At 44.9% G+C, this 18,934-nt stretch carries 20 protein-coding genes; 14 read left to right on the top strand and 6 right to left on the bottom strand.

The annotated features are described in order from the left end of the window. Nucleotides 1-68 precede the first annotated feature (68 nt). The 6 genes from ACRRS0_RS14720 (at nt 69) to pstB (ending at nt 6,160) form a co-directional block, all read left to right on the top strand. On the top strand, nt 69-1,793 hold the full coding sequence (locus tag ACRRS0_RS14720) for a L,D-transpeptidase family protein (protein ID WP_432452447.1): 1,725 nt from the start codon (nt 69-71) through the stop codon (nt 1,791-1,793). Between the two features lie 165 nt (nt 1,794-1,958). Then, the gene (locus ACRRS0_RS14715; RefSeq protein ID WP_432469365.1) at nt 1,959-2,525 is read left to right on the top strand and encodes a DUF882 domain-containing protein; all 567 of its coding nucleotides are present in this window, start codon (nt 1,959-1,961) and stop codon (nt 2,523-2,525) included. Nucleotides 2,526-2,737: 212 nt separating this feature from the next. After that, nucleotides 2,738-3,553 carry a phosphate ABC transporter substrate-binding protein gene (locus tag ACRRS0_RS14710; RefSeq protein ID WP_432452449.1) on the top strand — a complete coding sequence of 272 codons (816 nt, stop codon included), beginning with the start codon at nt 2,738-2,740 and terminating at the stop codon, nt 3,551-3,553. 76 nt (nt 3,554-3,629) lie between these two features. After that, nucleotides 3,630-4,559: a phosphate ABC transporter permease subunit PstC gene (gene pstC, locus ACRRS0_RS14705; RefSeq protein WP_432452450.1), complete on the top strand. Its 930-nt coding sequence runs from the start codon at nt 3,630-3,632 to the stop codon at nt 4,557-4,559. After that, complete coding sequence (gene pstA / locus ACRRS0_RS14700) at nt 4,559-5,401, top strand: phosphate ABC transporter permease PstA (protein WP_432452451.1); 843 nt, start codon at nt 4,559-4,561, stop codon at nt 5,399-5,401. The genes pstC and pstA overlap by 1 nt, the downstream gene beginning before the upstream one ends. 9 nt (nt 5,402-5,410) lie before the next feature. Next, nucleotides 5,411-6,160, top strand: coding sequence for a phosphate ABC transporter ATP-binding protein PstB (gene pstB / locus ACRRS0_RS14695; protein WP_432452452.1), 750 nt, complete (start codon nt 5,411-5,413; stop codon nt 6,158-6,160). A 56-nt stretch (nt 6,161-6,216) separates the two neighbouring features. On the opposite strand, the gene ACRRS0_RS14690 is transcribed toward pstB, so the two are convergent. Together ACRRS0_RS14690 and ygfZ are read right to left on the bottom strand one after the other, a co-directional pair. Beyond that, nucleotides 6,217-6,429 carry a DUF1289 domain-containing protein gene (locus ACRRS0_RS14690; RefSeq protein WP_432452453.1) on the bottom strand — a complete coding sequence of 71 codons (213 nt, stop codon included), beginning with the start codon at nt 6,427-6,429 and terminating at the stop codon, nt 6,217-6,219. Between the two features lie 141 nt (nt 6,430-6,570). Beyond that, on the bottom strand, nt 6,571-7,515 hold the full coding sequence (gene ygfZ / locus ACRRS0_RS14685; RefSeq protein ID WP_432452454.1) for a tRNA-modifying protein YgfZ: 945 nt from the start codon (nt 7,513-7,515) through the stop codon (nt 6,571-6,573). 156 nt (nt 7,516-7,671) lie between these two features. Here ygfZ and ACRRS0_RS14680 point away from each other — a divergent pair, with 156 nt between their 5' ends. Continuing rightward, nucleotides 7,672-7,917 (top strand): succinate dehydrogenase assembly factor 2, encoded by a 246-nt coding sequence (locus ACRRS0_RS14680; RefSeq protein ID WP_432452455.1) that lies wholly within the window; start codon nt 7,672-7,674, stop codon nt 7,915-7,917. Further along, a complete protein-coding gene (locus tag ACRRS0_RS14675; protein WP_432452456.1) occupies nt 7,889-8,302 on the top strand; it encodes a hypothetical protein in 414 nt (137 codons plus the stop codon). Before ACRRS0_RS14680 ends, ACRRS0_RS14675 begins: the two co-directional genes overlap by 29 nt. 75 nt (nt 8,303-8,377) lie before the next feature. On the opposite strand, the gene nadB is transcribed toward ACRRS0_RS14675, so the two are convergent. Further along, nucleotides 8,378-9,991, bottom strand: coding sequence for an L-aspartate oxidase (nadB, locus tag ACRRS0_RS14670; protein ID WP_432452457.1), 1,614 nt, complete (start codon nt 9,989-9,991; stop codon nt 8,378-8,380). A gap of 200 nt (nt 9,992-10,191) precedes the next feature. Between nadB and rpoE the strand changes: the two genes are divergently transcribed. The 5 genes from rpoE (at nt 10,192) to ACRRS0_RS14645 (ending at nt 13,260) form a co-directional block, all read left to right on the top strand. Next, the gene (gene rpoE, locus ACRRS0_RS14665) at nt 10,192-10,770 is read left to right on the top strand and encodes an RNA polymerase sigma factor RpoE (RefSeq protein ID WP_432452458.1); all 579 of its coding nucleotides are present in this window, start codon (nt 10,192-10,194) and stop codon (nt 10,768-10,770) included. Nucleotides 10,771-10,791: 21 nt separating this feature from the next. Continuing rightward, nucleotides 10,792-11,331 carry a sigma-E factor negative regulatory protein gene (locus ACRRS0_RS14660; protein WP_432452459.1) on the top strand — a complete coding sequence of 180 codons (540 nt, stop codon included), beginning with the start codon at nt 10,792-10,794 and terminating at the stop codon, nt 11,329-11,331. A gap of 32 nt (nt 11,332-11,363) precedes the next feature. Next, nucleotides 11,364-12,374 (top strand): MucB/RseB C-terminal domain-containing protein, encoded by a 1,011-nt coding sequence (locus ACRRS0_RS14655; protein WP_432452460.1) that lies wholly within the window; start codon nt 11,364-11,366, stop codon nt 12,372-12,374. Beyond that, nucleotides 12,358-12,825, top strand: a complete 468-nt coding sequence (locus ACRRS0_RS14650) for a SoxR reducing system RseC family protein (protein ID WP_432452461.1) — start codon at nt 12,358-12,360, stop codon at nt 12,823-12,825. Before ACRRS0_RS14655 ends, ACRRS0_RS14650 begins: the two co-directional genes overlap by 17 nt. A 246-nt stretch (nt 12,826-13,071) precedes the next feature. Further along, nucleotides 13,072-13,260, top strand: coding sequence for a CopG family transcriptional regulator (locus tag ACRRS0_RS14645; protein ID WP_432452462.1), 189 nt, complete (start codon nt 13,072-13,074; stop codon nt 13,258-13,260). Here ACRRS0_RS14645 and ACRRS0_RS14640 read toward each other — a convergent pair. Continuing rightward, nucleotides 13,257-14,915 (bottom strand): SulP family inorganic anion transporter, encoded by a 1,659-nt coding sequence (locus tag ACRRS0_RS14640; protein WP_432452463.1) that lies wholly within the window; start codon nt 14,913-14,915, stop codon nt 13,257-13,259. The genes ACRRS0_RS14645 and ACRRS0_RS14640 overlap by 4 nt on opposite strands. A gap of 332 nt (nt 14,916-15,247) precedes the next feature. On the opposite strand from ACRRS0_RS14640, the gene ACRRS0_RS14635 reads away from it, so the two are divergent. Then, nucleotides 15,248-15,340 (top strand): hypothetical protein, encoded by a 93-nt coding sequence (locus ACRRS0_RS14635; protein WP_432469366.1) that lies wholly within the window; start codon nt 15,248-15,250, stop codon nt 15,338-15,340. Between the two features lie 180 nt (nt 15,341-15,520). Here the strand turns inward: ACRRS0_RS14635 and ACRRS0_RS14630 are convergent, their stop codons facing one another. After that, on the bottom strand, nt 15,521-17,194 hold the full coding sequence (locus tag ACRRS0_RS14630) for an amino acid ABC transporter ATP-binding/permease protein (protein ID WP_432452464.1): 1,674 nt from the start codon (nt 17,192-17,194) through the stop codon (nt 15,521-15,523). Further along, nucleotides 17,191-18,906: a thiol reductant ABC exporter subunit CydD gene (cydD, locus tag ACRRS0_RS14625; protein ID WP_432452465.1), complete on the bottom strand. Its 1,716-nt coding sequence runs from the start codon at nt 18,904-18,906 to the stop codon at nt 17,191-17,193. Before cydD ends, ACRRS0_RS14630 begins: the two co-directional genes overlap by 4 nt. Nucleotides 18,907-18,934: the final 28 nt, after the last annotated feature.

Here is an 18,934-nt window from a genome sequence, read left to right as displayed (position 1 = left end):
ATTTTTTAAGCATAGCGACTGGCTTACACGCTATGCTTAATTAATATCATCTCATTCAGGAGTGTTGGGTGAAAAGCGTAGTCATTGGACTGGGAGTCTATTTATTTAGCCTACATTTATATGCCGCGGTGAGCCTATTAGCGCCAGAAGAACAAGCTGTAGTACAGTCAAATACACTTGAACAAGCGGGGATGGTTGAATTAAAAGGCGGGGCGGCAGTGATTGCCACTAAGGTTGACGATGATGTGGTAAGCCAACGTTTACTCAGCCGTTTAGATTGGCCTCAGGCTGGTGGGGCATCGCAGAGATGGTTAGCCAATCGTGCTGATAATTATCAATTACGCTATCCTCAGCTGCAACAGCGTATCTATGCTTATCATCCTCAGGCGCTTTGGTATGGTTATGCCCAAGCGCGTAAGGCGCGAGACCAACTACAATGGTTGCTGTTTGAACTCAGCCTGGCGGGTGCACCAGAACAAATAAGCCGATGGCTGGTTCAGCTAAACATTATCGATAGTAGTGATGCTCAATGGGAGTCTTTATACACCGATGCATTTCTCGGTGTAATTGCCTGTTATCAGCAGTTGATGGCTTTGGATTATTCGCAAAGTATGGCTTTGAATCATATCGCAGAATTGCCGTTACAATTGTTTATCGATCAAGCCTGGATAGCAAATCTTAATCAGCAGCAAGTTTATCAGCAAGTCATGACTTTACGGGGTGAACTAGACATTGAGCGGCTGCGTTATCGCCAACAAATGTTGTATTGGCTTAATGTGGCTCAACAGCGTACCGAAAACACCCGTATTGCAAATGGTCCTTTAATTCGTTTAGGAGATTCCGATCCGCGGGTTCCTTTGATCCGGGAGCGTTTAATTGAATTTGACTCTAATCATCAACTGCTTGAGCAGAATTTGCCATTATTCGAAAGTGAAACTTACAATGCTTTGCAACGTTTTCAGCAGCAACATGGCTTGAAAGCTGACGGTATTGTGGGTAAAGACACATTGTATTGGTTGAATTTTCAACCGCTAGAGCGCTCAAAAATGCTTGCCAAAAACTTACTCAGGCAGCAGCTTTTAGATCGTTTTCTGGTGATGCCTCCAAATCAACAACGGATCGTGGTAAATGTGCCTGCCTATCAAATGAGCTATATCGACCAAGATATCGAATTGTTTCGTTCTAAAGTTGTGGTGGGTAGAGCGTCTCGTGCGACACCATTATTAGTGAGTGAAATCAGTAGTGTGGTGATTAACCCCTATTGGAATGTGCCTAGAACCATTGTCCGTAGAGATATTATTCCCAAGCTTCGCCTCGATCCCAGCTATGTGCAACGCTTGGGCTTTGAACTATTTGATTATCAAGGTCAGGCGGTTGAACCGGAGCAAGTGGATTGGACTCTGGTTAAGGATACCGGAAGATTTCCCTATCGAATGCGTCAGCGGCCAGGCTCAGCAAATGCGTTAGGTAACTATAAATTTTACTTTGCCAACCAATTTGCGGTTTATTTGCATGATACGTCTTCCCCTGAGCTGTTTTCTGAGTCACAACGAGCGTTTAGTTCTGGCTGTGTTCGGGTTGAAGCTGCTGAATCATTGGCAGAACAACTACTCAAGCAAGATGGTTATAGCCAACGTTACAAGCAGTCACTCATGGCAAAAGGTGAGCCTAAATGGTTACCTTTACGAAAACGTGTTCCGGTTTATTTAGTGTATTTTACTTCTTGGTTTGATAGCTCCGGTAGCTTGAATTACCGCAAAGATATTTATAATTTCGACCCGAAGATTGGCTGATAACAGAGCTGAAAACATCTTTTTAAACAGCTTGTTAGCTTACCTTTACTTAAACTTTAGCTCACTGAAAAATCACTCACTGTAGTGATTTGTTTGCTTTTTGTGGTACTTTTCGGTATTTTACACCAAATTGATGTTTTTTTAATCCGTTTGAGGTAAGTGTAAATGTTAGACCGAAAGTTAAATAGGCGGTCATTGTTATTGGGGTTGGGCGCTGGATTTATCGGTCTTGGGATACCAAAAAGCTATGCAAGTTCTAGTATTGCCAGAGAACTTCCGGGAACACGCGTTTTAAATATGAACAACTTACATACCAATGAAAGTTGTGAAGTCTGTTTCTGGAAAGATGGTCAATTTCAAGAGAAACAAGTTAAACGTTTAGATAATTTATTGCGTGATTTTAGGCGCAACGAAATTATCAATATGGATAAATCTTTATACATGCAGATGGCCTTGTTACAAGAACGTTTGGGTGGGGAAGTCTTATTTGAAATCATTTCTGGCTATCGCTCTCCTGCTACCAATGAAATGTTACGCAATAGCACCACAGGTGTAGCTAAAAAGAGTTTTCATATGACCGGACAAGCTGTTGATGTGAGAGTCAAAAATGTCGCACTGAATAAGGTTCACAGCGCCGCTTTAGAGTTGGGTTTAGGTGGGGTTGGCTATTATCCAAATAGTGGTTTTGTGCATATCGATACCGGTCGAGTCCGTCATTGGCGAGGTTCTTAATTTGCGATGAGCGTAAAAATGAATGTTTGCGCTCATGCATATATTATATATCTATATTTCATTTTTTCTTTCTGATTTAGTTTATAAAACCATCCGAAATGCACAATTCCTGTGTAATATTCTGTTTGTAATATTTCTGTCACTTTTGCTTGCTTCAATGCACCCGCCTTAGACAAGTTGTTTGTCATTCTTTAAATGCAAAGAGAAATATTATGAGAAATAAGTTAATCACAGCGTTAAGTATCGCATCTATCCTATTGGCGACCAATGCTTATGCCAGTAATACAGTGACGGTGTCAGGTTCCACTTCTGTATCTGGTATTATGGAAATATTGGCCGAAAACTACCAAAGCACTCAAAATGATGTGGTTGAAGTGCAAAGTACCGGCTCTTCGGCGGGGATCCGTGCTGTTAAAGAAGGGACAAGCATGATTGGTATGTCTTCTCGTGAAGTACAAGATGACGAACTCAATGCTGATACTAAGAAAGTTGTGATGGCGCAGGACGGTATTGCAGTGGCCGTAAACAAGGCCAATGCGGTTCAAAATCTAAGCATTGAACAAGTTAAAAAAATCTACTCTGGTGAGATTAAAAACTGGCAAGAAGTCGGTGGCGCCGATCAGGCGATTGTTGCCGTCACTCGTGAAGTGGGTTCCGGTACTCGTGGTGCCTTTGAAGATATTATGGGGCTCACTCGAAAAATTAATGGGGTAACCGTTACCGCTATTTCCCCTCGCGCTCAAGTGGCCAGTGGCAATGGTGCCATTAAAACCTTAGTGGCGAACAACGCTAACGCCATTGGTTTCATTTCTCTTGGTTCGGTTGACGATTCTCTTATCGCCTTAAACATTGAAGGCGTCGCCGCAAGCAAAGCCAATATTCAAGCCGGAAGTTACGGAATTGCCCGTCCTTTTATTCTGTTAGTGAGTACTGACCCTGCACCAGAAGCTCAGCAGTTTGTTGATTACATTATGAGTGATGCAGGCCAAACCATTGTTGCTGAACACGGCTACATCGAAGTTAACTAAGTTTTTCCTTTAAAAGCTTAACAAAGAGGCATGCGCATGCCTCTTTGTTGTGCCTTGGGTTTGGAAATAAAATTTTATGAATCAAACGGTTATTACGCCACAGGCTGAGTTTAACAACCCAGCATTAGTTGCAGCGCTCAAGCAGTCATCTGAAAAGGTTGACTGGCTTGGACGTTTTTTTAATCTACTCTTTTTGCTGAGCGCACTGATTGGTGTTCTGTCGGTCGCGATTATTGGTTATTTTTTGGTGCTTGAGGGCTTACCAGCCATTCAGTTTGCGGGTTTAAGTCATTTTCTCATCGGAACTGATTGGTATCCGCCGGCCTTATTTGGTGTCGGGGCGATGATTGTGGCATCGCTTGTTTCAGCCCTCGGAGCCGTGCTCATTGGGGTTCCGGTTGCGTTGTTAACGGCGGTATTTTTAGCTGAAGTTGCGCCTAAACGCTTGGCCAATATGATCCGCCCGGCGGTAGAGCTGCTGGCGGGGATCCCATCGGTTGTTTATGGTTTTTTTGGCTTGGTGATCATTGTTCCGGCAATTGAATCGGTGTTTAAGGTACCCGCGGGTAGCACCATTTTAGCGGCCATTATTGTGTTGGCGGTGATGATTTTACCCACGGTGATTACCATTGCTGAGACTTCTATTCGTGCCATTCCTCGCAGTTATAAAGAAGGATCTTATGCGCTGGGAGCCTCGCCGATATTTACCATTTTTAAGGTGATCTTGCCGGCTGCCCGCTCAGGGATTTTAGCCGGTGTGGTGCTCGGAATTGCACGCGCCGTCGGCGAAACCATGGCCATTATTATGGTGATGGGAAACTCCCCTGCGATGCCTGGCTCACTGCTTGACTCGGCTCGCTCCCTCACCGCAAACATCGCTCTGGAAATGTCTTATGCAAGTGGAATTCATGCCAGCTCATTGTATTCAACTGGGATTGTGTTGCTGGTTTTTGTGATGTTGTTAAATGGGACGCTGTTAATTTTGAATCGTCAGAGGGTTAAGTAATGCGCCGTCGTATTGAAGATCTGGCTGCTTTAAGCCTCGTTTGGGCCGGAGCAGGCTTGACTATTTTATTTTTGCTGTGGATGTTATGGCACATCTTAAGCAATGGTTTAAGCCATGTAAGTTGGGAGTTTATTAGTTCAAGCTACACCACGATTGGTAAAACCTCGGGTATTTTCTCGATGATTGTCGCCACCTTATATATGGTGCTGCTATCGATAGGCATCGCAGCCCCAATTGGCATTATGACTGCACTTTACTTAACCGAGTATGCCAAGCCCGGGAGCAAAGTTGTCAAGGTGATTGGTTTTTGCACGGAGTCTTTAGCGGGTATTCCATCGATTATTTATGGTTTATTTGGGATGACTTTTTTTGTGGTCACTCTTGGTTTGGGCTTTTCGATTCTGTCGGGCGCGCTCACCTTAGCCATTTTGATTTTACCGGTGATTATTCGCACTACTGAAGAAGCCCTGATTGCAGTCCCACAAGCATACCGAGAAGCGTCTTATGGCTTAGGCTGTTCACGGATCTATACCATCTGGCGGGTGATCCTTCCATCGGCGATGCCTGGTATTGTCACCGCGGTAATTTTAAGTACCGGGCGAGTGATTGGCGAATCAGCCCCTGTGTTTTTAACCGCGGGTATGGTTACCAGACTGCCGGAGTCGGTGTTCGATTCAGGGCGAACTTTAACCGTTCACTTGTATAAATTAACTCAAGAATTGTTCACCGTTCATGAATGGAATCAGGCGTATGCAACTGCCACGGTACTGATTGTCTTGGTTTTAGCCATTAACCTACTGACTAAATTGATCGCGAGTCGATTCAACAAAGCTGCTTACTAAGAGATAGATATGAATAAGTTTGATGTTCAACAACTTGATTTACATTACGGTGATACGCACGCACTAAAGGCGATTGATTTAGAAATTCCGGAGAAACAAGTTACGGCACTTATTGGTCCGTCTGGTTGTGGTAAATCAACCCTGTTACGGACTTTAAATCGGATGAATGATTTAATTGAAAATGTGCGTATTACCGGGCGTGTGCATTTAGAAGGGAAAGACATTTATCAAGAGCGTAATGTGGCTGCGCTACGGATGAAGGTGGGAATGGTTTTTCAAAAAGCCAATCCCTTTCCCATGAGTATTTACGAGAATGTGGCTTATGGGTTACGCGCTCAGGGGATCCGCAATAAGCAGACACTCGATGAGGTAGTTGAAAATGCCTTGCGCAGTGCCGCCCTGTGGGATGAAGTGAGCGATCGCTTACAGAGTCATGCTTTTGGTTTGTCGGGCGGTCAGCAACAACGTTTATGTATCGCGCGGACCATTGCAATACAGCCTGATGTGATTTTGATGGATGAACCAACTAGTGCTCTGGATCCCATCGCCACCCATAAAATTGAGGAGTTGATGGAGGCGCTGCGTAAAAAGTTTACCATTGTGATTGTCACGCACTCGATGGCGCAGGCGAAGCGTATTTCAGATAAGACCGCTTTCTTCTGGATGGGGGAATTGGTGGAGCATGGTGATACTGAGCAAATATTTAGCGCGCCAAAGGACCAGCGAACCCAGGGGTATGTGAATGGAGACTTCGGCTAAGGCTCGCTGAGGGCTTGATAAAAATGCCGTGATTTGAAAACTCGGCATTTTTATTCCTATAAGCGGGAGTTGAGCTTGCTAAATTTCCAGGTGGGCGCTTGTTGACGCCGTTGTTCACAGCGTTGTAAAACTTCCCGTTTGGCTTGCTCATCCAGCCCACTCCAGGCGCAGATTTCATCGAGTTGCCGAAAACAACCGACGCACTGATCTTTGTCATCCAACGTGCAATGCCGAATACAAGGGGATGCGATAGCTTGTGGAGCGCTCATTGTGTTTTCCTGGTCTGAATTGTCGGTTTTTTCGGCGATCAATGGCGTGCCAAAAAAACCATCAATGCACGGATCTTTGCATCTAAAGTACAGTATAGCTACCAGCGAATAGATGCGGGGCGCTCAGTGTTTGCCCTTGTCTCAATCTTCTAAGCCGTAAGGTAGCTGAGCAATGGTATAGAGACTCTGTTCATCCCCTTCTAAGCGAAACTTTGCGGTGGCATCCGTATCCTTATTTAACACCGCTAATAGTTCAATATAGCCAGGATCGAGCTGAACGGCCTGTAATACGGTGGCTTTGGCTCGCCAGTTTTCACCCAGTTTTTGTTCTAGACGGTCGCCAGCTTTGGGTAAGAGATCGCCATGTCCGGCAAAGCGCAGCGTCGCTCGCTTGTTGTTGCCGCGATACTTGGCGCGTGCAATGGTTTCCTGACCGGTATAACAGCCTTTGGAAAAGCTAATGGCGTTTAAACACTGTAGGTTTAAGGCTTGAGGAATGAATTGCTGGCTGGTGGCCAGCTCCAGCATGGGGAGGCCGGAGACAATCTGTAACGCGCGCCATAATTGATTGGCGTCGAGTGGGCTGGCTGGCGCATCTTCTCCCCAATTGGCGAGATCGGTAATCACTAAATAGCGGCGTTTGGGACCATCCAGGTGCACACAAATGCCACTATCGATTAAACCACCATAGCTGGCGATATCATCGCCAAAATGTTCCGCGATGTAATGTGGGGCTTCACTGCCAAGTACTGCGATAATCTGTAGCTTGGTTTCGGTTTCGATGGCCACTTTGGAAAATACCGCATATTTCTTTAGCTGGGCTAATTGGCTGTCGGCAAGCGATTTTGGTTGCAGGTATAAGTAGTCATCGTTTAAACGTAGCAGTCGCAATACTGACCACATTTTACCTGTGGGGTCGCAGTGCGCTGCCAGACTTTGTTGGCCCGGATCAAGACTGTTTACGTCACAGCTAAGCTGTCCTTGCAAATAGCTTTGGGCGTCAATTCCACTCACCCTGACTAAATGCCATTGGTCCAGAGGCTGAACTAACAGCGGAGGGAGAGTGCATAAGGTTTGTTGAGACATAGTCGGCTTCCGTTGAGAGCTAGATCAAGCTTATTAGCGTGTAATTTTGTTGCTGAAATGGTATTGTCGTCAATACTTTTGCAGCATTTTTTAACTGGTTATTAACTGTGGCTAATACCGAGTTTACCAGTGTCACTGATGTATACAAGGAACAACATGCAGGAAAATAAATCACGTTTAAAATGGGCTTGTCGTCGGGGGATGTTGGAACTTGATGTATTGTTTATGCCGTTTGTAGATGAAGCTTATGATGATTTGAGTGAGGCGCAAAAACAAACCTTTAAACGCTTACTCGCCTGTGATGATCCTGATTTATTTGCTTGGTTTATGGGACACAAGTCTTGTGAAGACCAACAGTTAGCTGCGATGGTTAATGTTATTCTCAAGCGCGTCAAAGTGTGAATTTAGGGCGACTCGTTCGTCGACTTATTTTGCGCTGATCTGCCTGATGGCTGCGGCGCAAGTCTTGTTGTTATTTTGTTTCCCTCGTTTACTTCCTTTACTCCCTCTGAGTCTTTTTTCGATAGTGCTGAGCTATTGGCATTGGTGGTGCTATCGCCCTAAGGGTTATTTTTCTGCGGAACAGATTGCTTACCAACAAGGTGGGAAAACTGAGGTTTACCAATGGTTAGCGAACTCTCGCGTGGCTTTTACTTGTTGTATTATTATTGGTATTGGCCAAGACCGTTTAAAATTAAATGTGATTTTTGCAGATAGTATTGAGCATGATATTTATCGTAGGATGTGCTTTGTAATTAACTTTCCCATCGAGTCTGAACAACCATAAGGGCGGAATATCGTTGCAACGGTGGTGAATAGTATGAAGGCTTAGCTTAGCTAAGCCTTGTTTAAATCCATCGATTTAGTCTACGTTATCTGGTTCTTGATAAAAGGTGTTTGGATCGAGGATAGTCGGCTTCACGATGTCCAGTTTATCTGGGTAATCCAAATTATAATGTAGACCGCGACTTTCATGACGGCGCATGGCACAGCCCACGATTAACTCGGCGACTTGCACCAAGTTACGTAATTCTAAGAGATTATTCCCCACTTTAAAGTTTGAGTAATATTCATAGATTTCTTGCTGTAGTAAATGGATTCGATGCATGGCACGTTGTAAGCGCTTGTTGGTACGCACAATGCCAACATAATCCCACATAAATAACCGTAGTTCGTGCCAATTGTGGGTAATGATGACTTCTTCATCTGAATTACTCACTTGGCTGTCGTCCCAAGGCTTAATTTGGTTGCATATACTCACTTCGTTTAGATGTGCTTTTATATGCTGGCTAGCGGAATGAGCAAACACCACGCATTCCAATAGAGAGTTGCTGGCCATTCGGTTGGCGCCATGTAAACCAGTGTATGCCACTTCGCCAATGCCATATAAGTTTGCAATATCCGTTTCGCCATTCAAGTTGGTGACTACACCACCACAAGTATAATGGGCTGCTGGTACAACCGGTATCGCTTGTTTACGGATATCGATCCCGAGATCTAAGCAACGTTGTAAAATAGTGGGAAAGTGTAATTCGATAAACTCATCATCGCGATGGCTGATGTCTAAGTAGACACAGTCTGCACCGAGGCGCTTCATTTCGAAATCGATGGCGCGGGCCACGACATCACGAGGGGCTAATTCTTCTCTGGCATCAAAGTCAGGCATGAAACGAGTCCCATCGGGACGTTTTAATAACGCGCCCTCTCCTCGGAGTGCCTCAGTGAGCAAGAAGTTTCGAGCTTCTGGGTGGTATAAACAGGTGGGGTGAAATTGATTAAATTCCATGTTCGCAACTCGACAGCCGGCGCGCCAAGCCATGGCAACCCCATCGCCACTACTGACATCAGGGTTACTGGTGTACTGATAAACCTTGCTTGCACCGCCAGTCGCCATCGCCACAAATTTTGCTTTGACTACATCAACTCGTTCGGTATTTCGATTCCATACATAGGCACCGACAACAGTTTTTTTCGAGTCACCTTCTTTCACAATTAAGTCGACCGCATTAAATCGCTCTAGAATCGTGATATTAGGGTGGCTTAATACTGCTCTGACCAAGGTTTGTTGAACGGCCTTGCCTGTCGCATCGGCAGCGTGCAAAATGCGACGTCGACTATGCCCGCCTTCACGAGTGAGATGATACTGGGCCTCGCCATCTTTGGTGGTCTCTTGATCGAAGGGAACCCCAAGGTTGATGAGCCAGTCGATACAGCGTTTACTGTTTTCTGCGGTGAATCGAACGGTGGCTTCTTCACATAAGCCATCACCGGCGATAAGAGTATCATTGACATGTTCTTCTACGCTGTCATTCTTATCGAACACGGCAGCGATGCCGCCTTGGGCATAATATGTGGAGCCTTCTTTTAGTGGTCCTTTGCTCAGGACGTGGACTTTGGCATAATCTGCCAAGTTTAACGCCATTGTTAAGCCTGCAGCGCCACTGCCTATTATTAGAACATCGCTAGTGTATTCCATTAGATGCGCTCTTATATGAAGTTAAAGGGAAATTTGAGTATATCGTAGTTTAACTGAAACTTACTCAAGTTTGCACTGTCTCACAGAGGCGCAAAAATTTATTTGATGAAAAGAGAACTTTTTTGAAAACAAGTAGTCTGAAGAGATGTGCCGCCAGAGAAGTTACCGACACCCAAGCATTAGGAGGTCGGTAGTTACTGATGTCAGAACAGTGGACAGATCAAGCGTTGGTCGAAAGAACTCAGCGCGGAGATAAGGCGGCATTTAATTTGTTGGTTCAAAAATACCAACACAAGGTGGCTAACCTGGTATCACGTTATATTGTGAATCATGGTGATGTAGCCGATGTAACGCAGGAAGCATTTATTAAGGCTTACCGAGCGTTACCTAATTTTCGTGGTGAGAGCGCATTTTATACATGGTTGTATCGAATCGCCGTGAATACCGCGAAAAATTACATTGTTGCTCAGGGGAGAAGGCCTCCAGCAAATGATGTAGACGCAGATGAAGCCGAGTTTTACGATGGTGCAGAAGCATTGAAAGAAGCTGATACACCAGAAACCTTGTTGCTATCTGAAGAAATAAAAGAGGTAGTTTTTGCTACAATGGAAGGACTACCCGATGATTTACGTACGGCAATTACGCTTCGAGAGATAGATGGTCTTAGTTATGAAGAGATTGCAAGTGTGATGGATTGTCCTGTTGGTACTGTCCGTTCGCGGATATTCCGAGCAAGGGATGCAATAGAGAAGCGGATCCAACCGCTTTTAAGCAGGTAATTTTGGGGATGAGTGACTAATATGGCAAATCAAGAACAGTTATCCGCATTGGTTGATAACGAGTCGACCGACGCATCACTGTTAGAGCTGTTAGCCAACGAGCCAGAGCGTGCTCAGCAATGGAGTAATTACCATTTGATTGGCGATGTGCTTCGTGGGGAAACCCCCAAGAAGATTAATTTGAATATTGCTGATAATATCGCGTTGGCCTTAGAAGATGAGCCCGCCATTGTCGCACCTCGGCCTTCTCATTCTTCTGAAAAAGAATCTTCTGGTAAGTTGGTGCGGTTTTTCAAGTATACGGGACAGTATGCAATTGCGGCATCAGTCGCGGTGGCTGCTATTGTTGGTGTTCAACAGTATTCTTTACAAGTAGCAAGTGATACAGAGCAACCTTTACCGGTATTTAATACCGTGCCTGTCGGTGGTTCGGTTGCTCCGGTTAGTTTACAATCTAGCCCACAGCCACGCGAGTTAAGTGAAGCCGAAATGATTGAACAACGTAAACGTATTAGTGCTTATTTACAGGATCATCGTTTTCAACAGAGAATAGTAGAGTAGTTATATAACTTATGCGTTTTAAACAACTTTTGATGCCAGTAATTATATTACTGGCATCTTTTTCTGTTTCGGCAGAGAGTACTGATAGTCCCCCTAGCGTTCCTAGTGAGGTCAGTCAAACTAGCCCCGCGATTAATTTATTACAAGAATATCAACAAGCCTTTCATCAACGTAACTACGAGTTGTCTTTTATCACGGTACGTCAAGGTCATATTGAACCAGAACGGTTAATTCATGGTGTTGTCGATGGGGTTGAAGTTGCGCATCGTGTATATCTCAATGGTCCTGCCAATGAAGGGGTTTATCGTCAAGGTGTTGTGGCTTTTTTTGAACCAGGACAAACACCTTATAGTTTAGCTTCTACTCGTTTACCGGGCATGTTTGGTAATTTGGCGGCGATTGATATTGATGGTTTAACCACGAATTATGATTTAGTGATCGCGGGCAAGAGTCGGGTTGCTGGACGTCCAGCCCAAGTGATGCGGATCGTTCCTAAGTCTTCCGATCTTTATGGCCTGTATTTTTGGATTGATTACGCGACGCAATTACCCTTGCGATTAGATATCGTTGACCATGATGGCGAGCTTGTTGAACAGCAAATGGCTGTCAATTTAGCCGAATTTGAACAACCCACCGCCTGGATGCATGAACTTGCTAGTTTGGATTTACCAAAAGCAGTGGTTGGTAAGCTCCCCGTTGATGAGTCGAAGCAAAAAATTAACTGGCGTTTAGGCTGGCAGCCGGAGGGTATGAAAGTTGCGCAAAAAGAACGACATTCATTATTATTGTTAGCTGAGCCAGTGGATTATCTCAAGTTAAGTGATGGTTTATTTGATATCTCTGTTTATGCAAATGCTATAGGTAAAACCAATCCCTTACGTGAACAATTGGTTCGCCAAGGGGCCACCAGTTTACATACGGTTGTCAGGCAGGGAGTTGAAATTACTGTTGTCGGAGAGATCCCTCCAGACACAGCCTCTAAAATTGCTGATTTTGTGAAATTGGGCCCTTATCTGGAGCTGCCAAGTGAACCTGCCCAATAATTCCAATTTAATTATCGAAACGGCCAAGGTTGTTGCGCTAGAGCAGGGATATGCAGTCGTTGAATGCGTGAGTAAAAGCGCTTGTGGCAGCTGTGGGAGTGCTGAGCATTGTGGTAATAGTTCTATCGCCAAGGCATTTCCTCATCGAGTTCATCGGCTCAGTGTGAAACTTACCGAAGAAGTGCAAGTTGGTGAACAGATAGACCTAGGCCTAAATGCTAAAAACATGCTCACAAGTGCTTTACTGATTTATTTAGTGCCTTTGTTGTGTTTAATTGTTGGCGCGGGTCTTGGGAAGTTTTTGTTTGCGCAGCAATCATCGAATGAATGGGGCGTAGTGTTGATGGCCTTGCTGAGTCTAGGGCTCGGTTTTGTATTCGTTCGTTTATTTGCTAAACGTGTTAGTCGACAGCTTCAATATCGACCTAAGATGCTGAGACGTCACCGCTGAGTGGATTGAACGGTGATGGTAGTTGCTGTTTCAGCGATAAATTGTAACCGAGCCCTTCGGTTGGTGATGCTGCGTTCCCGTATGAGCCATGGTGGCGATGACTCTTTATTGAGTTTGTCCTGTCTAACTATAACGACAAGCGACTGCAAAAATAATAAGCAAAGATTAACAGACCCTAGTATTAAAATCTGATCTTAATTACACTAACGTTATAATCAAATTATAATGTTAGTGAGGTACACCCCAGTGGAAAACAAGACCGCGCGTTTTACAGTGCTGATGGACCCGCGTAAAAAGCAGGCATTTGAGAAGCTATGTGCTTCTCAAGACTTAACGCCGTCACAAGTCGTTAGGCAATTGATCCGAGAATATCTTGAGCAACATAATGTGAGTTATGCTGACAGTGCTACCCATAACCCACAAGTGAAACGTTAGCGCTGCTGTTTTGAGTTATTGTTTAGTAAAACTCGAACCGCTTCATCAAATAACAGAAACATATGCTCGTGGCCAACTAGCTCGATAATTCCTGCTTTCTTCAATTTGGCCGAGACCCGTTGATTGGCTCCAGATAGCAATACATTCACGCCACGACGCTGTAAGCCGCTGATGACTTCTTCTAAGGCTTGCAGCCCAGTAATATCGATAAATGGAACCCATTTTAAACGAATGATAAGGTGTTCAGGATCGCTGTGAGTATAGGCTAGCGCTCGTTCAAAATTTTCAACTGCTCCGAAGAAGAAAGGACCTTCAACCGCAAATACCAATATATTCTCTGGTAATTCTCCTAAGCCTTTCTCTGCAAACTCTAAGGCGAGTTCTTGTGCCGAAGATTGCTTCACTTCAACACTGCTCGCCATACGTCGTAAAAAATGTAAAGTTGCTAATATTACGCCAATATTGACTGCTACAACGAGATCGGCAAATACCGTAAGAGCAAAGGTAATTAATAGGATTAGCACGTCGGCTCGTGGTGCGCGGCGAACCATTTTAATGAAGTGTTTCGCTTCACTCATATTCCAAGCGACAACAAATAAGATGGCCGCAAGGGCCGCTAAAGGAATGTGTTTTGCTAGGGGGGCAAGCACTAACAATATGACTAATAAAGTGATTGAGTGGACAATACCAGCTAAGGGACTGTTGCCACCATTACGAATGTTGGTTGCGGTACGAGCAATCGCCCCGGTTGCCGCGAAACCGCCAAATAATGGCGCTGCTATATTTGCCAGTCCTTGACCAATTAATTCTTGATTGGAGTCATGACGAGTACCCGCCATCCCATCGGCAACCACCGCTGAGAGTAAGGATTCAATCGCGCCTAACATGGCGATGGTAAAGGCTGGGCCAATCAGTTCTATTACTTTCGTCCAGCTTAGTGAAGGAATGCTTAGCTCGGGTAAGCCTTGTGGTATTTCGCCAAAAGCTGAGCCAATTGTGCGTACGCCGTCAAATTGAAAGAATACTTGAATAAGGGTGGTGAGGACGAGCGCAATTAAGGGGCCAGGGACTCGTTTTAATAGCGGTACTTTCGGACTATAAATTACCAGCAATAGGGCAAATATGGCTAGCATGCTAGTGCTAAGATGAAATTGTGGAAGAACATTAATCAGATGATATAGCTTGTTATGGAAATGCTGACCAGTGACCTCAGGTAAACCAAAAAAATCCTTCCATTGGCCGACCCAAATGATGACCCCTATTCCTGCCGTGAAACCTACGATAACAGGCGCTGGAATAAATTTAATGACACTTCCTAGTTTGGTGATCCCCAAAAGCATTAAGATCAGTCCAGCCATGAATGTGGCTATTTGTAATCCTTCAATACCATGCTGGGCGGTGATGCTTGAAAGTACCACAATGAAGGCGCCGGTCGGGCCGGCAATTTGTACCCGGCTACCGCCAAAAATTGAGACCAAAAAGCCTGCGACAATTGCGGTATATAAGCCTTGCTCTGGTTTGGCGCCGGAGGCGATGGCGAAGGCCATCGCGAGAGGAAGAGCAACAACACCAACAATGACGCCTGCAATAATATTACTTACCCAGTTCTTAGGCTTGAGTAATCCCGCTCTTAGCGCTTCGCTAATCGCAATCATTTATCGCTCCAATTTAGAAAGGTATATTACAATTACATTATAATGCGATTATAATTAACGGCAATCATCTTTGCTTTATTATCTAGCTTTATTATCTAGCTTTATTACAGTAAGGGTGGCCTAGAATATCGAATGTATGCTTGTTTAATGTGATGAGCGAATGAGCGATACAATTGCGACTTGTCCTCAAGATGAATCTATCTATGCTTATCATTTGCCATGCATGCTCTGGTAACGGGTCTGAAGTTGATGCGGGGGCATTAGTTGCACAAGACGTTAGCGGCAACTCATTATAAGCTCGAGATTTTGTCCCTATTATTAAGGTTTTGAAGGTGAAGGGATTGTCATCGTTGGCCAAAATTGGCACTACAGTGAAAATTAATCAGCTAGTCTACGGTGATCGCAATATCGATGATATTGGCTAAATGATGCTTAAATTTGAGCTTGTAAAAAGCCTACGTGGACTTTTCTATTTGCTGAAGAGTGATTATTGGTTGCCTGTGCACCAAGAACCGAACGATTAAACAAGCCGAGAGGATTCACGGCTCTCGGCTTGTTTGTTTGATGCTCGACTCGGATCTTATACCGTCAACGATTGGTTTTAATTATTGAACGCCTAAATGCCAACGCTTCGTAAATGCTGGATGTTCTAATTGTTGGTGGCTCGCGATAATTAAAATACCATCGCGTTGCCAGTGCAATAGACCCTGCAGTAGTTGCTCTGTAGAGGCTTGGTCTAAACCTGAAAAGGGTTCATCGAGTAGTAAAACTGGGGTTTTGGCTAACAATAGGCGAGCTAAGGTGAAGCGACGTAGTTCGCCGCCAGATAAGCCGACACCGTACTCACCTAAAATGGTTTGTAGGCCGTGACTTTGTTTGGCTAACCATTCTTGTAAGCCGACTAATGATAATATTTCGGATAACTCCGTATCACTTGCTTTGGGTTTTGCGAGTCTTAAGTCGGCAGCGATGGTTAGCTGGAAGATAAACGGACGTTGCGGCAAGTAGCCAACATATTGATGCCAAGTGTTATCGTTAAACTGGTGCTGTAATTGTTGGTTTAGAGCAATCGAACCTGCTATTTTCGGTATATCGCCAGCAAGGGTTTGCAATAAACAACTCTTGCCAATACCTGAAGGACCGCTTAATAAGACCACGTCGCCAGCCTTAAAGGTTTGGTTTTGCTGGTGAGTGAGAATTGCTTGTGGTTTAAATCCAAAGCATAGATCTGCGATGCTAAAATTCAACTCCGCTTGAGAAAGAATATCGACCGTTTTGCTTGCCGATTCTGTCTTTGCACTTGGTGAGCTTGCGATCAGTTGATTGGTTCTATTTTTGGCTGCGACGCTATAACCGATGGCAAGGTGGAGAGAGGATAAAGCTTGAAAGACCTCAGATAAACCTAACCAAGCTAAGAGCAGAGCCACTAAAATAGCCGGATGCAGTGCTTGCTCGAGGACCATCGATGTTCCAGGCATCGCTAAACAGATTATACCGACTAAAAGCAACAGCTGGGCAAGGCTATCGGCGATGAGAACAGAGAGTTGGAGTCGTTGTTGTAAACGGTTGATTGTCTGTTCATTGTCTGCCACGGTTTGAGCATAGTCTTGCCAGCGACCAAAGGTTAAAAGGGTGGTTAATAATTGCAAACCAATGAGCGTGACTTGTCGACGTTGGCCGTTGTAATTGACTTCTTGCTTGGCTAAATGAATACCCAGAGGCAACATCATAAAGGGGAGTAGTATAAGTCGCATCAGCAGGAGCAAAACGATGCTGAACAATGCACTGGGAAGATAGTAGGCGATGGCTAAACTAAAAAATCCGCCAAGGGCAATAGCCCAGAACCAAGGTGCGATAGCTCGTAGTGGAAATTGGTCAAGTAAGTCAATGTCACTGATTAAACGTTGCAAGGTTTCGGCGCTATCGGGCTGCTCAAATCGCAAAGAATCAGCAATGCTTTGATGACTCAGTCGATGAAAGGTGTTTACCCGCAAATTTTTCAGCAGCGATAATACAGTATGGTGTGATTGTAAACGCTCTGCGTAGCGCCCCGCCGTTCGGGTAATGGCTAAAAACCTGATCACGGCTCCCGGCCGCATGTAATTGAAGCTGCCTGCTTGAATGGCTGCAACCCCTGCCATCGCGGCGGCGCTAATAAACCAACCAGAATACGCCAATAGTAATACGGTGGCTGCAACGGTGAGTAAACCAAGCAGCCCACTGAGGCTCCAGCCTCGCCACTGCCAAACTAATAAGTGACGTAATTTTAATGATTTCATGGTGTCGGCTCTTGTATATGGCAACTGCTTGGCAGCGGTGATAACTCATCAGAATGAGTCATTTTACCTTCGCTCAGATAAATACAAGCGTCTAAAAAATGAAGGTGTTGCCATTGATGGCTCGCGATGAGCAGCGTTTTTCCTCGGCTTATTTCTGCGAGGACTTCGCAGAGTGGTTGAACACTTTGTTGGTCCAGCTCGGCAAAGGGTTCATCGAGTAGCCAAATGGCTTTAGGTTGTAGTAATAAGCGCGCGAGGGCCAAACGTTGTTGTTGTCCACCTGATAGCCCGAGTCCGCTTTCACCGATGGGATAGTCCAAGCCTTGTTGCGTGGTGGCTAACCATGTCCATAAGCCGACTGAAGTAAGGGCTTGAATCATTTCCGTTTCAGTGGCGTTGCGTTTTGCAAGTTGCAAGTTATCGGCAATGCTACCGGGCATCAATTCGGCGTGCTGGTTTAAATAGGCAATGTGTTGCCTTAGTCGGGGCATTTGACTCGCAGATATATCAATTTCATTGACTGTTAAATTACCTTGAAAAGGAAGAAAACCAGCGAATAATTGCAATAGAGTGGACTTGCCGCTGCCACTTGGGCCAGTGATAAGGAGTCGAGATTGAGCGGGAATGTTTAGTTGCTCTAGTGCTAGTCGAGGCGTTTGGGTTTGTCCCACCACAATGTGAGAGAGTGTCAGTGAAAACTGCTTCGCTTGCAGTAATTTTTCTGGTAAATCATGGGTCGCTAAATCTGAGCTTTGTTGGCGGCTCTCGGCTTCGCTGATGGCTCGCCATAATGGTGCTAGTAGTAAGCTCGCCGACTGTGCTTGTGCTTTGGCATGATAATCGTTGCCCAGTTGCCGAAGCGGTTGATAAAACTCGGGCGCAAGCAGCAGGATAAATAATGCTGAAGCATAATCTACAGGAACCACCTGTTTAAGCCAGGGGAGTTCTCCTAACAGACCTAAGCCTAAATATAGGGCGACCAACGCGATTGCCAATGAGCTAAATAACTCTAATACGGCAGTGGATAAAAACGCCAGTTTTAGGACTTGCATGGTACTGCGTTGATATCCTTCCGCTGCGTTAGCAAGGTGTGCTTCAGCAACATGACTGGCATTGAGTCTCTTTAAGATATTCAAACCTAGTAAAAAGTCATACAGTCGACCACTCATTCGACTTTGTACTTGTAGTTGTTTGGTACTGGCTTTGCTCGCTTCTTTGCCAACGAGGATCATAAATAGCGGCACTAAGGGGGCGGTACATAATAATAACGCACTAGCCAATAGGCTGTGTTGACTTACGACGATAGCGATTGTTAGTGGTGCGACTAATACTAGAAATTGCTGTGGCCAATAACGACAGATGTAACCATCGAGTGCGTCGATATGCTCAGTTAATAAACTGGATAGCTGGCCATCACTACCGTATTTGAGCTTCGCGGGCCCTAATAGTGATAAACCTTGCCAAATTTGGTTGCGCAATTGCTGACGTAAATTTCGGCTGGCACCTTGGGCTATAAAGTCTTTGCTACTTAAGAGTATTAATCGAATCAAAAATGCACCACCAAAACCATACCAGAGCAATGGCTCTGGTTGGTTTAGTTGGATCAGTGAGTTAGAAATGAGCGCCAAAAAGTACATTTGCAGAATAAGCAAAGGGATACTGAGTAGCGCGAGTAGGGTTGCGATTAATAGTTGCGGCCGGATTGGCCGCAACCAACTTCTAAGAAGTTGTGATGAATTA

The organism is Agarivorans sp. QJM3NY_29, assembly GCF_050870835.2.
Taxonomy (GTDB): domain Bacteria; phylum Pseudomonadota; class Gammaproteobacteria; order Enterobacterales; family Celerinatantimonadaceae; genus Agarivorans.
The sequence above is the reverse complement of the archived record's forward strand: the minus strand, read 5'-3'. Positions and strand labels throughout refer to the sequence as shown.

Coding starts and splice junctions, on each gene's coding strand:
- ACRRS0_RS14680 (WP_432452455.1), top strand. CDS start 7,672: ATGCAGGAAAATAAATCACGTTTAAAATGGGCTTGTCGTCGGGGGATG.
- pstA (WP_432452451.1), top strand. CDS start 4,559: ATGCGCCGTCGTATTGAAGATCTGGCTGCTTTAAGCCTCGTTTGGGCC.
- ACRRS0_RS14640 (WP_432452463.1), bottom strand. CDS start 14,915: ATGATTGCGATTAGCGAAGCGCTAAGAGCGGGATTACTCAAGCCTAAG.
- ACRRS0_RS14675 (WP_432452456.1), top strand. CDS start 7,889: ATGTTATTCTCAAGCGCGTCAAAGTGTGAATTTAGGGCGACTCGTTCG.
- ygfZ (WP_432452454.1), bottom strand. CDS start 7,515: ATGTCTCAACAAACCTTATGCACTCTCCCTCCGCTGTTAGTTCAGCCT.
- ACRRS0_RS14715 (WP_432469365.1), top strand. CDS start 1,959: ATGTTAGACCGAAAGTTAAATAGGCGGTCATTGTTATTGGGGTTGGGC.
- ACRRS0_RS14690 (WP_432452453.1), bottom strand. CDS start 6,429: ATGAGCGCTCCACAAGCTATCGCATCCCCTTGTATTCGGCATTGCACG.
- nadB (WP_432452457.1), bottom strand. CDS start 9,991: ATGGAATACACTAGCGATGTTCTAATAATAGGCAGTGGCGCTGCAGGC.
- ACRRS0_RS14710 (WP_432452449.1), top strand. CDS start 2,738: ATGAGAAATAAGTTAATCACAGCGTTAAGTATCGCATCTATCCTATTG.
- ACRRS0_RS14655 (WP_432452460.1), top strand. CDS start 11,364: ATGCCAGTAATTATATTACTGGCATCTTTTTCTGTTTCGGCAGAGAGT.
- rpoE (WP_432452458.1), top strand. CDS start 10,192: ATGTCAGAACAGTGGACAGATCAAGCGTTGGTCGAAAGAACTCAGCGC.
- ACRRS0_RS14660 (WP_432452459.1), top strand. CDS start 10,792: ATGGCAAATCAAGAACAGTTATCCGCATTGGTTGATAACGAGTCGACC.
- pstC (WP_432452450.1), top strand. CDS start 3,630: ATGAATCAAACGGTTATTACGCCACAGGCTGAGTTTAACAACCCAGCA.
- ACRRS0_RS14630 (WP_432452464.1), bottom strand. CDS start 17,194: ATGAAATCATTAAAATTACGTCACTTATTAGTTTGGCAGTGGCGAGGC.
- pstB (WP_432452452.1), top strand. CDS start 5,411: ATGAATAAGTTTGATGTTCAACAACTTGATTTACATTACGGTGATACG.